General features: G+C 70.7%; 11 protein-coding genes. 5 read left to right on the top strand and 6 right to left on the bottom strand.

Translation table 11 applies throughout. The annotated features are described in order from the left end of the window. The first annotated feature begins 34 nt into the window (after nucleotides 1–34). Nucleotides 35–979 (top strand): helix-turn-helix transcriptional regulator, encoded by a 945-nt coding sequence (locus ACIBG7_RS29890; RefSeq protein ID WP_397338381.1) that lies wholly within the window; start codon nucleotides 35–37, stop codon nucleotides 977–979. Here ACIBG7_RS29890 and ACIBG7_RS29885 read toward each other — a convergent pair. From ACIBG7_RS29885 to ACIBG7_RS29865, 5 genes are all read right to left on the bottom strand, one after another. Continuing rightward, a complete protein-coding gene (locus tag ACIBG7_RS29885) occupies nucleotides 966–1,634 on the bottom strand; it encodes an NUDIX hydrolase (RefSeq protein ID WP_397338380.1) in 669 nt (222 codons plus the stop codon). The two genes, ACIBG7_RS29890 and ACIBG7_RS29885, sit on opposite strands and share 14 nt — an antisense overlap. 10 nt (nucleotides 1,635–1,644) lie before the next feature. Continuing rightward, entirely contained in the window at nucleotides 1,645–3,420 is a 1,776-nt protein-coding gene (locus ACIBG7_RS29880; protein WP_397338379.1) for a DUF4434 domain-containing protein, read from the bottom strand. 3 nt (nucleotides 3,421–3,423) lie between these two features. Beyond that, a complete protein-coding gene (locus tag ACIBG7_RS29875) occupies nucleotides 3,424–4,509 on the bottom strand; it encodes a glycosyltransferase (protein WP_397338378.1) in 1,086 nt (361 codons plus the stop codon). 20 nt (nucleotides 4,510–4,529) lie between these two features. Further along, nucleotides 4,530–5,792, bottom strand: coding sequence for a nucleotide sugar dehydrogenase (locus tag ACIBG7_RS29870; protein WP_357919239.1), 1,263 nt, complete (start codon nucleotides 5,790–5,792; stop codon nucleotides 4,530–4,532). Nucleotides 5,793–5,900: 108 nt separating this feature from the next. Then, nucleotides 5,901–7,505, bottom strand: coding sequence for a glycosyltransferase family 4 protein (locus ACIBG7_RS29865; RefSeq protein WP_397338377.1), 1,605 nt, complete (start codon nucleotides 7,503–7,505; stop codon nucleotides 5,901–5,903). A 117-nt stretch (nucleotides 7,506–7,622) separates the two neighbouring features. On the opposite strand from ACIBG7_RS29865, the gene wecB reads away from it, so the two are divergent. Together wecB and ACIBG7_RS29855 are read left to right on the top strand one after the other, a co-directional pair. Continuing rightward, nucleotides 7,623–8,753: a non-hydrolyzing UDP-N-acetylglucosamine 2-epimerase gene (wecB, locus tag ACIBG7_RS29860; RefSeq protein ID WP_397338376.1), complete on the top strand. Its 1,131-nt coding sequence runs from the start codon at nucleotides 7,623–7,625 to the stop codon at nucleotides 8,751–8,753. A 44-nt stretch (nucleotides 8,754–8,797) separates the two neighbouring features. Continuing rightward, nucleotides 8,798–10,834, top strand: a complete 2,037-nt coding sequence (locus tag ACIBG7_RS29855) for a glycosyltransferase (RefSeq protein ID WP_357919228.1) — start codon at nucleotides 8,798–8,800, stop codon at nucleotides 10,832–10,834. A 13-nt stretch (nucleotides 10,835–10,847) separates the two neighbouring features. On the opposite strand, the gene ACIBG7_RS29850 is transcribed toward ACIBG7_RS29855, so the two are convergent. Next, the gene (locus ACIBG7_RS29850) at nucleotides 10,848–11,546 is read right to left on the bottom strand and encodes a hypothetical protein (RefSeq protein ID WP_357919225.1); all 699 of its coding nucleotides are present in this window, start codon (nucleotides 11,544–11,546) and stop codon (nucleotides 10,848–10,850) included. A gap of 201 nt (nucleotides 11,547–11,747) precedes the next feature. On the opposite strand from ACIBG7_RS29850, the gene ACIBG7_RS29845 reads away from it, so the two are divergent. Together ACIBG7_RS29845 and ACIBG7_RS29840 are read left to right on the top strand one after the other, a co-directional pair. Then, complete coding sequence (locus tag ACIBG7_RS29845) at nucleotides 11,748–13,712, top strand: NAD(P)-binding protein (protein WP_357919223.1); 1,965 nt, start codon at nucleotides 11,748–11,750, stop codon at nucleotides 13,710–13,712. Then, entirely contained in the window at nucleotides 13,709–14,545 is an 837-nt protein-coding gene (locus ACIBG7_RS29840; protein WP_357919221.1) for a PrsW family glutamic-type intramembrane protease, read from the top strand. The genes ACIBG7_RS29845 and ACIBG7_RS29840 overlap by 4 nt, the downstream gene beginning before the upstream one ends. The last annotated feature ends 31 nt before the right edge of the window (nucleotides 14,546–14,576 follow it).

Raw genomic sequence — 14,576 nt, 5'->3', positions numbered from 1 at the left:
GCGGACGGATCCTGGCCGCAATACGCTGGAGGGCATGGCCGATGTCACCCAGCGCGTCCTCGCCCTGCTGACCACGCTGCAGTCGGGGCGCTCGTTCGGCGGCGACGAGCTGGCCGCCCGGCTCGGCGTGAGCCCGCGGACGCTGCGCCGCGACGTGGACCGGCTGCGCGGCTACGGCTACCCGGTCGAGGCGCAGCCAGGACCGGGCGGGTACTACCGGCTGACCGCGGGCAACGCGATGCCGCCGCTCGTGCTCGACGACGACGAGGCCATCGCCACCCTGCTCGGCCTGGCCACCCTGGCCGCGACCGGCAGCGCCACCGAGGGGAGCGTCGACGAGGCGGCCACCCGCGCCTACGGCAAGGTGGACCAGTACCTGCCCAGGCGGCTACGGCACCGCGCCGCCCACCTGCGAGCCAGCCTGGAGACCAGCACCTCGATCGCGCCGAGCACCAGCGCCGAGGACCTGGCCACGCTCGCCGAGGCCATCCAGCGCCGGCTCCAGGTCACCTTCGACTACGCCGGCCGCACCGCCCGCCGGGTGGAGCCGCACCGGCAGGTGCTGCACCTGCAGCGCTGGTACCTGCTGGCCTGGGACACCGGGCGGGCCGACTGGCGGGTCTTCCGCGCCGACCGCATCTCCGGGCTGCGGATCTCGACCACGGGGTTCATCCCCAGGCCGCTGCCGGCCGGCTCGGCCGTGGACTACCTGCGGCAGGGGCTCAACCGCGACCGCGAGCGGGTCGTGCTCACCGTCGCGGCGCCGATCCAGGCGGTCGCCGACGCGCTACGGCACCAGGACGCCGAGCTGACCGACCTCGGCGACGGGCGCACCGAGGTGGTGCTCAGGCTCGACGCGTGGCAGTGGCTCCTGCTGAGCCTGGCCTTCCTGGACGCCGACTTCACCCTCGACGAAGCACCGGCCGCGTTCCGGGCGGGCTGCCGTGCCTTCGGAGAACGGCTGCTCAGGCCTCTTTGAGCGAGCGGAGCATCGGCGGGTGCAGAAGCTCGGCGGGGCCGCGCCGGTAGAGCTTGGCCGGGCGGCCGCCGTCGCGGGTGGTGGTGGCGCCGGTCTCGACCAGGAAGCCCTCGGCCTTGGTCACCTTGCGGTGGAAGTTGCGCGGGTCGAGCTGCCGCCCCCAGACGATCTCGTAGACGCGGCGCAGCTCGGCCACGGTGAACTCGGGCGGGCAGAAGGCCGCGCCGAGCGGGGTGTACTCCAGCTTGGCGCGGGCCCGCTCGATGGCGTCCAGCATGATCCGGCGATGGTCGAAGGCCATCGCGGTCAGGTCGTCGACCGGCACCCAGGCCATGTGCGCCTGCTCGGAGGCGGGCAGGTCGGGGGCGAGCCCGAGGTAGGCCACGCTCAGCACCCGCTGGCGCGGGTCACGGTCGGGGTAGCCGTAGGTCTGGAGCTGCTCCAGGTGCACCGGAGCGCCCGGCAGGCCGGCCCGCTCGGCCAGGATGCGCCGCGCCGCGTCCGGCAGGTCCTCGTCGAGCTGGATGAACCCACCGGAAAGCGACCACCGGCGCAGAAACGGCGGATTGTCCCGCCGCCACACCAGGGCGGAGAGCGCGTTGCAGCGGACGGTGAGCACGACGAGGTCCACGCTGACCGGAATCCTGGGGACCATGCCAGGCACGTTACTGGATGCGGACGTGCAACGGCTCCGTTGCTTCCTTTCCGGACGCCCTGGTCACGCCGACCCGCACCCACTCGCCGGCCGGCACCTGCCCCCAGTCGAAGGGCACCCACGCCTCCAGCAGACCCTCCGCCTGGTCCTCCAGCGCCTCCTCGACCGAGGTAATGCTCATCGAGCGGTTGCCGCCGGACCAGGTGACGGTCACCGTGCCGCCGGTCTCCAACTGGTAGGCGCGGATCCGCAGGCCGTCGCCGGTGTCGCCGCCCTGCCGGATGGCGTCCACCGCGATGGGCCGGTCGGCGTCGGTCAGCAGGTCGTCCTGCATCGACGGCGAGCCGCAGGTCATGAAGTCGCTCCACATGTAGGAGACGACCTTCTGCACATACCGGCCGGTCATCGCGACGGCCTGGTCGAGGCGGCGCTTGTCGGTCTTGCCGCGGGTGCCCTGCGCCGCGCACGGCTCGCGGCCGGAGGGCTCGAACGCCTCGACGTTGGCCCAGAGCTCGACGTCGTCGCCCTGCTCGATCAGCTTGTCGCGCACCGCGGCCATCGCCCGGAAGTAGTCGCGGGTGGAGCCGTGGTAGGCCGAGCCGTAGGTCGTCTCGCCCACCACGGGCCGCAGCCGGGCGTCGACCTCCTCCCCGGCCTCGTCCGGCCAGAACAGCGCGCCCTTGCCGGTGCCGCGGCCGTCCTGCGGCACGATGATGCCGACGCCGGTCTCCGCCAGCGCCTGGAAGCCCTGGGCGACCTGGCCCGGCTTCTGCCCGTGCGCGACCCGCTTGCGCGCGTCGATGTACGGCGAGATCAGCACCTGCTTGTCGGGCAGCTCCTGCTGCACGATGGTGTGCTGCTCGCGGAAGATCTCCAGCGTGGGGTTGCTCTTCAGCGCCTCGGTCATCTGGACCTCGAAGGGCTGGTAGACCCCGCCGAGCCACTCGTTGTCGCGGAAGCGCTGGCCGTAGTCGTGCAGGATGCGCCGGGTCAGCGTGGTCAGCGCGCCCAGGTGCTCCGGGTCGGCGCGGATCGGCCGGTCCGGGTCGCGGGGGGCCAGCGGCAGCGCGGGGAAGACCGCGACCTGGAACCGCTCGCCCAGCTCCAGAAGCTGGGTGAGGCTGTCCTTGGCCGAGGCGGCGATCAGGATCAGGTCGTAGTCCTGCGGCCGGGTGAAGTCGCAGGAGTCCGGGTCGGAGCCGTCGGAGGGGGCGAGCAGCCGGTAGTAGACGCGCTTGCCGCCGGTCTCGATGATCTTCTCGACCTTCGGGCAGCGGAACAGGTCCGGCCCGAAGTGCTCGTCGGTGCGGTAGGCGTAGACCCGGTTGATCCGGCTGCCCGGCGCGGCCTGGGCGAGGTCGGCCTCGGCGGCCTCGACGCACGGGCGGCCGTTGTCGACGCACTCGGCGAACTGCGGGTCCGGCTCGCCGTTCTTCATCACCCGGCCGTTCTTGACCGCGCGGTACTGCAGGCCGTACCCGATCCGGATCACGGTGTCGCCGCCCACCCGGTGGATCTCCTCCATCTGGTGGCGCCAGGTGCAGGGGTTGGTGGAGGGCGTGATCCAGTAGCCGGTCACCGCGTACGAGACGCGCTGGCGGGTGTCGAAGGTGCCGCACTCATCGACGATCTTCGACGGCGTGGCGCTCGGCGAGCCGGTCGCCGAGCTCGACGGCGTGACCGGGGTGCGCTCGGCGACCGGCCGGGGGTCGCCCGGCAGGACCATCACCACGGCCACCACGGCGGCGATGATGGCCGCTGCGAGCAGCCCGAGTAGCCAGCGCACGGTCTACTTGATTCCCGCCCACGCTTCGAGCTGGGCGACGAACCGGCGGGCCGAGTTGGGCCAGTGGTGGTTCGTGCGGGCCGCTGTATAGCCCCGCGCACCCTGCGCCTTGCGCTCACGCTCGTCGTCACGGAGGTGGAGGACGGCCTGGGCGACCGCCTTGGGGTCCTGCCACGGCACGACCACGCCGCTGTCGTAGCGCTCCACCAGCTCCACCGCGCGCGGGGAGGGCGTGGTGATGACGGGGATGCCGTGCGCCATATACTCGACGATCTTCGTCGGCATGGAGTGCCGGTAGTTCGGCTCGTCGTGCAGCAGCGACAGGCCGGCCAGCGCGCCGTCGAGCCGCTTGAGCGCCTCGTCGTTCGGCATGAAGTCGCGCCACTCCAGCACGCCGTCGGCGACGGCCTGGGTGAGCACGGGCCGGGACTGCGGGTCGGCGTAGCCGATCAGCTCGACCGTCACACCGTACGGCTGAAGCAGCCGGGCCACCTCGACCGCCTCCTGCACGCCACGAGCCCAGGACATCCAGCCCAGGTAGACCACGCGGTCGTCGCCGGGCGGGGTGACCGAGTCGGGCACCCAGGTCTCGTTCGGCACGATGAGGTGCGCTTCCTTGAACCGCCCGGCGTAGGCGGTCTCGGCGAGCAGCAGGTGGAGCTTGCGCTCCGCCGTGCCCTCCAGCAGCCGGACCAGGAAGCGGACGGGCGGCCGGAACAGCGCCGGCAGCCACGGCTTGAGCGAGAGCGTCGCGGGGTTGTCCTCGTGCACGTCCCAGATCACCGGGGGACGGCGGCGCACCCCCCAGACGGCGAAGAGCAGCTCGGGATCGTGGATGAGGACGAGGTCGACCTTGTCGCGGAGCTGCTTGAACACCTTGCGCGCGGCCAGCACGGCGGCGAAGCGCTTGCGCTCGGCCGCCCGTGGCAGGTCGATCCCGGTCACCCAGGGTCGCGGAACGACTCCGCGAGCGGTGTACGGCGCCGCGTACGTGACCTCATGACCGGCATCCACGAGCGCGCGGATCTGCCGGTGCAGGATCCGCGCGTCCTCGGGGTGATGCACCACCGTCATGACGAGCACGTGCACTGAGCGCAGCCCTCCTGTCGCTAGAGCCGCTCGATGCGTTCACCCTCGGTGAGCACACCGCGGGTGTCGAGCACGAGCCGGGCCTTGGCCTCGACCAGGTCCAGATCGAAAGCGGCGTGCTGCACGAGCAGCAGCGTAACGTCCGCGTCGGCCACCGCCTGGGCCAGGTCCTCCTCACGCGGCACCGCGGTGCCGTCCACCGACCACTGCCGGACGTGCGGGTCCACGAACGCCAGGTCGGCGCCGAGCTCCAGCAGGGCGCGGGCGACCGGCAGGGCCGGCGTCTCGCGCTCGTCGGCGATGTCGGCCTTGTAGGTCACGCCGAGGAGCACGACCTTGGAGCCGTTGACGGCCTTCTTGTGCCGGTTGAGCAGTCGCTGCACGCGGTTGACCACGTACGACGGCATGCGCTCGTTGATCTCCTGGGCCAGCTCCACGAACCGGAACGGGTAGCCCAGCTTGCGCACGGTGTAGGACAGGTAGCTCGGGTCCACCGGGATGCAGTGCCCGCCGACGCCGGGGCCGGGCAGGAACTTCTGGAAGCCGAACGGCTTGGTCGCCGCGGCCTCGATCGCTTCCCACAGGTTGATGCCGAGCTCGTCGCAGAAGATCGCCATCTCGTTGACGAGGGCGATGTTGACGTGCCGGTAGGTGTTCTCCAGCAGCTTGGCCATCTCGGCCTCGCGGGTGCCGCTGACCGGGACGACCTGCTCGATGAACTGCGCGTAGAACGCCGTCGCGCGGTCGCGGCAGGCCGCGGTGTAGCCGCCGACGACCTTGGGCGTGTTGCGCAGGCCGTACTTGGGGTTGCCCGGGTCGATGCGCTCGGGCGAGAAGGCCAGGTGGAACTCGGCGCCCGCGGTCAGGCCGGAGGCCTCCAGGAGCGGCCTGGCCACCTCGTCGGTGGTGCCGGGCCAGGTGGTGGACTCCAGGACGACCAGGGTGCCCGCGGTCAGGTTCTTCGCCACGGTCTTCGTCGCGCCTTCGACGGCGGACAGGTCGGGGCGGTGGTCCTCGTCGAGCGGGGTCGGCACGCAGATGACGACGGTGGCGCTGCGCGCCAGGACCGAGTCGTCCAGCGTGGCCGTGAAGCCGTTGGCCAGCATGTGCTGGAGGTCGGCGTCGGTGAGGTCGTCGATGTAGGACTGACCGGAGTTGAGCGCGTCGACCTTGCGGGAGTCGACCTCGAAGCCGACGACCCGCAGCCCGGCCGCGACGGCCTCCTTGGCCAGCGGCATGCCGACGTAGCCCAGTCCGATGACGGCCAAGTCGAATTCAGTCACTGCGCTGCCCTAGCAAGCCGGAAACAACACTTCATGGTCGCAAAGGTTATCTCAAGTCCACCTAGCTCACGCCTAATGCTACGGAAACCGTCAGAACCGACAGGGTGATCAATGGGCAAGCGACTCATAGAGACCTCTATAGGTTTCGGCAACGCGGCTCCACGTGCGCTTCGCCGCGACTTCCGCCTTTCCGGCCGCGCCCATTTCGGCACGGCGAGCGGGGTCCTCGCGCAGGGCGGCCAGCACCTTGGCGAGCTCCGCCGGATCGCCAGGCGGCACCAGCGCACCGGCCCCGTCCGAGCCCACGAGCTCGGAGAGCGCGGGCAGATCGCTGAGCACGACCGGCTTGCCGAGCGCCATCGCCTCGACGGGTTTCAATGGCGTAACGAGCCGGCAGACCCGGAGGTCCTCGCGCGGGCAGGCGAAGATGTCGATCGCCGCCTGGGCCTGCAGCGCCTCCTCGGGGCCGACCCGGCCGGGCAGGATCGCGTCGGTGAGCCTGAGCTCCTCGACGAGCTGGAGCAGGTTCTCGCGCTCGGCGCCGTCGCCCACGATCAGGACGCGCACCGCGCTGCCCTGGTCACGCAGGAGCGCCGCCGCGCGCAGCAACGTCGCGAAGCCCTCGTAGGCCACGATGCTGGACACCGAGCCCACGACGACCTCGCCGGGACTGATGCCCATCTGGTTGCGGAAGGTCTCGCCGTCGTACTCGGCGGTCAGCAGCGTGTCGTCCACCGCGTTCGGGGCCAGGAAGATCCGCTCCCTGGGGACGCCGCGCTCGACGATCTCGACCGCCATCGTCTCGGCCAGCGTCACGACCGCGTCCGCCTCGCGCATGAGGAAGGCCTCACGGTCGCGCTGCAGCAGGTGCCGCTCGCTGCCGATGCGCTCGGCGTCGCGCGAGGCCCAGGTCTCCTCCAGGAAGCCGCGGACCTCGTAGACGAAGGGCGTGCCGGTGCGCTCGCGGACCGCGTGCGCCACCGAGCCGTTGCGGTGGTCGGTCGCGGCGTGCAGCACCTGCGGGCGCAGCGAGGCCACGAGCTTGGTGACCGCGTCGGCGCCCCTGAGCATCCGGCCGCGCGTCTCGAAGGGCACGTCGCCGCCGTCCGGCAGCAGCCGGTGGTAGGGGATCCCGTCGATCTCCTCGTACGGCTCCGCCGTGGCGTGGCCCTGCATCATGGGCCAGCCCCAGCTCGTGACCACGTGCGGGTCGAGCCCCTTGGCCTGCTGCGAGGTGACGATCCGGTGCGTGCGCACGGTGTAGCCCGCCTGCGTGTACGGCAGAGCGTTCGTGACCAGGTGCAGCACCCGGCCCTGGACGCGCTCGCCGACCTCGATCCGCGCACCGGGCGGGATCGGGTTCGGGCTGATCGCCTCCAGCTCGCCCCGGTAGTACTCCGCGCGGCGCTTGATGAACGGGAACTTGGCGTGCGGCTCCAGGGTCTCGGCGGCCAGGGTCACCCGGCCCTTGTCCCAGTGCTGCTTCGCCTCGTTCCAAGGCGCCTTGATCATGCGCATGCCGACCTTGCGGACCAGCCGGCGCACGCCGCGCGCGGCCGGCCAGGCGACCTTGCCCACGATGGGGCGCAGCCTCGGCGGGAGCGCGTCCGCGGCCGCCTGGGCCACGCGGACGGGGTCGGACTTCACCTTGGCGACGACGACCCGGCCGACGATCACGGGGTGCTGGAGGAAGCCCTTGACGAGTCCGCCCACTCCGGCCTTGGCCGACTTGGCGGAAATTGGACGTCTGGGGTCGGATACCACGTCGGTGACCGTACCATAGGCACCGATTTGACCAGCCCTGCTCAGCAAACCTGAAAGGCAAGGTAGATGAGGGAGAACCCCCTGGTCCTGCACGTGCTGGGTGCCCGGCCCAACTTCCCGAAGGCCGCCCCGGTCGTGCGTGCCCTGGACTCCCTCGGCATCCGTCAGGGCATCGTCCACACCGGGCAGCACTACGACGCCCTGATGTCCGACGTCTTCTTCGCCGACCTCGGGCTGCCCGAGCCGGTGGCGAACCTCGGCGTCGGCTCCGGCACCCACGCCAAGCAGACCGCCGCCCTGCTCGTCGGGCTGGAGGAGGTCGTCGAGGAGCACGCCCCCGACCTGGTCATGGTCTACGGCGACGTCAACTCCACGCTCGCCGCGATCCTCGTCTGCGCCAAGCTGGGCGTGCCGACCGCGCACGTGGAGGCGGGCCTGCGCTCCTTCGACCGGAGCATGCCCGAGGAGGTCAACCGCATCGTCACCGACTCCCTGTCGGACCTGCTGTTCGCCACCTCCCCCGACGCGCTGTCCTACCTGGCCGCCGAGGGCGTCGACCCGCGCCGCGTCCACCTCGTCGGCAACCCGATGATCGACAGCCTCTACACCGCGCTGCCCAAGCTCGACCCCGCGCCCGTCGTGGGGCGGCTCGGCCTGCCCGCGCGGTACGCCGTCGCCACCCTGCACCGGCCGGCCAACGTCGACTCCCCCGAGGCCGCCCGCGAGCTCGTCGACGCCGTCCTGGCCGTGGCCGAGCAGATCCCGCTGGTCATCCCGATCCACCCGCGTGGCCGTACCCGCCTGGCCGAGGCCGGCCTGGTCTCCTCCGAGTCGGTCCTCGTCGTCGACCCGCTCGGCTACGTGGACTTCCTCTCCCTGGTGCGCGGCGCCTCGCTCGTCGTCACCGACTCCGGCGGCGTCCAGGAGGAGAGCACCATCCTCGGCGTGCCCTGCCTCACCGTCCGGCCCAACACCGAGCGGCCGATCACCGTCACCCACGGCACCAACCGCCTGGTCACCCCGGCCTCGCTGCCCGCCGCCGCCGCCAAGGCCCTGGCCGACGGCGCCGCCATCCCGGCCGAGGAACTGCCCGTCCTCTGGGACGGCCAGGCCGGTCCCCGCATCGCCCGCGTCGTGTCGGCCTGGCTCAAGGGCGACAACCTCGCCCCGGCGGCCCACGCCTCCGTCCAGCCCTGACGATCCACGCACCGGATCCCCCACCTCTCGATAAGGCGAGCACCATGGCCGAAACCCCCGAAGAGCCGACCTTCCAGCGTCTGGGACCGATCAACTGGCTGCCCGAGGAGCGCAAGCTGGTCGAGCGGTACGAGGCCGAGGTGGCCGAGTTGCGCAGGCGGCTGGAGATCGCCGAGGCGAAGGCGGAGTACGCCACCTGGAAGCTGGAGGCGACGCAGGCCAAGCGCGCGTTCAAGCTGGGTGAGGCGATAGTGGCCAAGAGCCCGGGCCGGACGCTGAAGGCGCTGAAGGAGCGGGGACGGGCGCCGAAGGCGCCGCGGACGGTCGGCGAGGTGATCGCGGAGGTCGACGGGCGCGGGCCGCTGGTGGAGGTGCCGCCGGTGAAGTGGCCGGCCGGGCCGATCAACCGCCCCGACCTCAAGGTGGCGGTGATCCTGGACGACTTCTCCAGGATGGCCTTCCGCTACGAGTGGGACCAGATCGAGTTCGGGCTGAAGGACTGGCCGGAGATCTTCGCCGACAAGCGGCCTGACCTGCTGTTCTGCGAGTCGGCCTGGCACGGCAACCAGGGCCGCTGGCGCTACCAGATGACCGGGACCAACGCGCCGAAGGAGCCGCTGCAGGAGCTGGTGGCCTGGTGCAAGCAGGAGGGCATCCCGACGGTCTTCTGGAACAAGGAGGACCCGCCGAACTTCGACTTCTTCATCGACACGGCCAAGCTGTTCGACTACGTGTTCACCTGCGACGGCGACATGATCCCGAAATATCGGGAAGTGCTGGGGCATGACCGGGTGGACGTGCTGCAGTTCGCGGCCCAGCCGCGGGTGCACAACCCGATCCAGCAGAAGGCCGGCCGGCTGCACGACGTGGTGTTCGCGGGGATGTACTTCCGCGACAAGCACCCCGAGCGCCGCGAGCAGATGGAGACGGTCATCGACCCGGTCCGCGAGCTCGGCCTGCACATCTTCGCCCGCAACGACTCGGTGGACGACAAGTACGCCTGGCCGGAGAAGTACCGCCCGCACATCGTGGGCGAGCTGCCCTACGACCAGATGCTGGCCGCCTACCGGATGTACAAGGTCTTCCTGAACGTCAACAGCGTGCTGGACTCGCCGACGATGTGCGCCCGGCGCGTCTTCGAGCTGAGCGCCTGCTCGACCCCGGTGGTGAGCGGCTGGTCGCGGGCGATCGAGGAGACCTTCGGGGACCTGGTCCCGATCGCCAAGGAGCCGGTCGAGTCGTACAACCAGGTGCTGCACCTGATCAACTCGCCGGAGCTGCGCGCCCGGATGGGCCACCTGGCCATGCGCGAGGTCTTCGACAAGCACCTGTTCTCGCACCGCGTGGACCAGGTGTTGCGGCTGCTGGGCCGGCCGGTGGAGAACCGCTCGCGGAGCATCTCGGTCATCCTGCCGACCAACCGCGCGGGCCAGATCGAGCACGCGATCGGCTCGGTCGCCAAGCAGATCCACAAGCCCGTCCAGCTCGTGATGGTGCTGAACGGTGTGGAGATCGACCCCGTCGTGGTGGGCGACAAGGCGCGGGCCGCGGGCATCAGCGACGTGGTGGTGCTGCCCACCCCGGCCGAGTGGTCGCTGGGCGCGTGCCTCAACCACGGCATCGCACACGCCGACGGCGAGCTGATCGCCAAGATGGACGACGACAACCTGTACGGCGCGCACTACCTGTCGGACCTGGTGCGCTCCTTCGACTACACCGACGCCGAACTGGTCGGCAAGGGCGCGCACTACGCCTACTTCGAGGGCCGCAACACCACGATGCTCCGGCTGCCCGGCCTGGAGCACCGCTACTCGTGGCTGGTCCAGGGCGGGACGTTCCTCGGTAAGGCCGGACTCTTCCGGACCTACCCCTTCGAGGACCTCACCCGCGGCGAGGACACCACGCTGGTCCGCCGCCTCCGCGAGGAGGGCGTCAAGATCTACTCGGCCGACCGGTTCAACTTCGTCTACTGGCGCAGCGCCGACACCGCGATGCACACCTGGCAGGCCGACCACATCAAGCTGACGAGGAACGCGCAGTTCTCCTTCGTCGGCCACCCGGCCGACCACGTGCTCATCTGAGCGGGGCCGACGTTCACGAAAGGGTCGAAGTAAGCCTCTTGTAGGCGCGCTTCACGTTTGCCCGCAAATCCGCAGGCTTTATCTTCGACCCCACCATGAGAATGCTCATGATGACATTTCCATGGCGAACGGTCCCGGTGGCGATCTGCACCGTCTGCCCGCTGGAGGTGGTCGTGGTGAGCGAGGCCCGCGACTCCTGCCCCAGCATCGGCGCGGGCAGCCGCCGGGTGAGGTAGGAGATCGTCGAGCCGCCCACCGTCGCGGTGTAGGTACGGCAGGCGGCCGGCGGCTCGGCGGGCAGGGCGGCCTGGCCGGGCGGCAGCGTGACCAGCGCCTCGGTGAGCGAGCCGGCGTCGGAGGCGAAGGCGACCACCGCCGCGGGCGCCGAGGCGACGGCCGGGGCGGCGGCGTCGAGCTGGCCGGCGCCGGCGCACTGGGGCTTGCTCAGCCTGGCCTGGCGCATGGCCTCCAGGCCCCGCCGGGTGGCCTCCAGCCCGCCGTACGGGCCGACTTCGGGGCCGTAGGCCACCTGCATGCCGCGCGGGGTGGCCAGCAGGGCCCGGCTGAGGCGCGCGGCGGCGGCCGAGGTGACGCGCGGCGAGGGCGACGGCTGCCCGGAAGCCTCCTGCCGGGGTGTGGCGTGGCCCGTCCGGGAGGCGGCGGCGGGCGGCACGGCATCCCCGCCGCACCCGGCCGTTCCGGCGATCACCATAAGTCCCGCGATAATGCGGGAAATCGGGACAATTGCGTGGCGCATAATGCTCCCCCGTCCGGCGGCAATTCGCCAAAACGCTAGACGATTCTTCGCCACCGCGAGAGGCCCTTCCCCGTATGCGTAATACCTCGCGCAAATGTTCGCCGAAACACTGCGTGCCGTACAGCGACAATTGCCACCCCTCCCCATGATCGCGCCATGGAGATCGATCCGCGCCGGGCGCGCGAACTCGGGATGGACCGCCGCATCTCGCGCCGGGACTTCTTCGACGGGGTGGCGATGGCCGCCGGGGCCGCGGCGCTCGGCTCGCTGGCCGGCTGCGGCGGGCTGGGCAGCGGTCCGAGCCTGATCGGCACCGATCACCTGGAGGTGCCCGGGGACGCGAAGTTCCCGCCCGCCCTCACCGGTCTCCAGGGCAACACCCCGCAGGCGCTGAGCGTGGCGCATGCGCTGCGCGACGACCGCTTCTGGCAGTACGCGGGCTCGCCCGAGGCGACCGGCGAGAACTACGACCTGGTCGTGGTCGGCGGCGGGATCAGCGGGGTGAGCGCGGCCCACGAGTGGCTGCGCCGCGACCCGTCGGCCCGCGTCCTGATCCTGGACAACCACGACGAGCTCGGCGGCCACGCCCGGCGCAACGAGTTCTATCCCAAGGGCCGTCAGGGCGGCCTGATCGGCTACGGCGGCTCCCAGTCGCTGGAGGCGCCGAGCGTCTGGACCGCCGAGGGCAAGGACCTGCTCAAGCAGCTCGGCGTCGAGGTGCAGAAGTTCGAGAAGTACTTCGACCAGAAGCTCTACGAGCGCCTCGGCCTGACCGACAGCGTGATGTGCGACAAGGAGACCTTCGCCGCCGACCGGCTGGTGCGCCTGATGCCCAATCTGAAGGCCCCGCAGTTCGTCGCCCAGCTCCCGATCGCCGAGCAGGCCAAGAAGGACCTGCTCAGGCTCTACACCAGCCCGCCCGACTGGTTCGCGGGGCTCAGCCAGGCGCAGAAGGAGGAGCGCCTGGCGGGCATGACCTACTCGCAGTTCCTGCTGGAGGTCTGCAAGGTCCACCCGGACGTGGAGCGCTTCTGCCGGACGATGTCGAGCGACGAGTGGGCCTACGACACCCGGGCCTTCGGCGCGATCGACGCCTGGGGCAGCGCCGACGGCTGGGACTACCCCGGCTTCCAGGGCCTGAAGCTCAACAGCGACCGGCCCTCGAAGTACAACTCGCCGTCGATGAAGAAGGAGTGGACGGCCGAGGACCCGTACATCTACCACTTCCCCGAGGGCAACCAGGCGATCGTGCGGATGATGGTGGGCCGGATGATCCCGGGCTTCGCCAGCGCCACCGACATGGACGGGATCACCACCGCGCGGTTCGACTACAGCCGCCTCGACCTGCCCACCAACCGGGTCCGCTTCCGGCTGTCGAGCCCGGTGGTCTCGGTCGCCAACGACGGCAGCCCCGACACCGCCCGCACCGCCACGGTCGGCTACTACGACGGCAACAAGATCCGCACGGTCCGGGCCGGCGCGGTGGTGATGGCCTGCTGGAACATGGTCATCCCCTACCTGATCCCGTCGCTGCCCGGGCCCCAGCAGCAGGCGATGCACCAGGCGATCAAGATGCCGCTGCTCTACGCGATGGTGCAGCTTCGCGACTGGCAGGCCTGGAAGAAGGTGGGGATCAACCACGTCCGCTGGACCGGCGCCTACTGGTGCGTCTCCGAGCTGGACTACCCGGTCAGCATGCCCGGCTACGAGTTCCCCAGCGACCCGAGCCAGCCGATCAACGTGCACATGATCGCCACGCCCTGCCAGTCGGACGCCGGCCCCGCCGAGGGCGCGGTCGCGGGCCGGCACACGCTGATCAAGACCGACTACGGGTACATGGAGTACTCCATCAGGGACCAGCTCACCCGCCTGCTCGGGCCGGGCGGCTTCGACCCCGGGCGCGACATCGAGGCGATCACCGTCAACCGCTGGGGCCACGGCTACGCGCCCGAGTACTGCCGGCCGTGGAACAAGTTCTACCCCGACGGCCCGTTCCCGGCCGAGACCGCCAGGAAGCCGTTCGGCCGGATCGCCATCGCCAACTCCGACTCCGTGCCGGCCGCCTACGCCGACGCGGCCATCACGGCCGCCTACCGAGCCGTGGGAGAGCTGCGCAAGTGAGACCGCACTGGAAGGTCTTCCTCACCGGCGCCGCGCTCTGGGCGGCCACGGTCGTGGTCACGGTCGTGACCGCCAACTCCAACCTGATCCCGACCATCGTGCTCCTGGGCAGCTTCCTGGTCCCGGTCACCTTCGTGGTCTGGGCCTACGAGCACGGCCGCGACAACGTGGTCACCGTCGAGCTGCTGTTCAAGTGCTTCGTCATCGGCGGCGTGCTGGGCGTGCTCGGCGCCTCGGTCCTGGAGAGCTACCTCGGCCAGAGCCTGTGGATGTACTTCGCGGTCGGATTGATCGAGGAGGGCGTCAAGGTCGCCGCGCTGCTGCTGGTCGCCCGGGGCATCGTCAAGAACCGGCTGCGCGACGGCGCGGTGCTCGGCGCCACGGTCGGCTTCGGCTTCGCCTCCTTCGAGAGCGCCGGGTACGCCTTCAACGCGCTGTTCACCGACGACGGCCTGTCGCTGATCCAGATGGTCGAGACCGAGATCCTGCGCGGCGTGCTGGCCCCGGTCGGGCACGGCCTGTGGTCGGCCATCCTGGGCGCGGTGCTCTTCTCCCAGGGCGGCCGGCTCACCGCCCGGTTCCTGCTGGCCTACCTCGGCGTCTCGCTCCTGCACGGCCTCTGGGACTCGATGAGCGGCCTCGCGGTCGCCATCACGCTCATCCTGACCGGCAAGCAGTGGCAGTTCCACCAACTCGAACTCGGCGAGCTCCCCGGCGTCACCGACGCCCAGACCCACCTCTACACCATCCTGAACTGGGGCGGCCTCGCATTGATCTCGATAATCGCGATCTTCTGCCTCAGCAGGCTGTTGAAGAAACCCGTATCCCCATAGGCATCCCAATGCACAGGAAGGTACAAAAGTG

This window comes from Nonomuraea sp. NPDC050328, from assembly GCF_044459405.1.
GTDB lineage: Bacteria > Actinomycetota > Actinomycetes > Streptosporangiales > Streptosporangiaceae > Nonomuraea.
The sequence above is the reverse complement of the archived record's forward strand: the minus strand, read 5'-3'. Positions and strand labels throughout refer to the sequence as shown.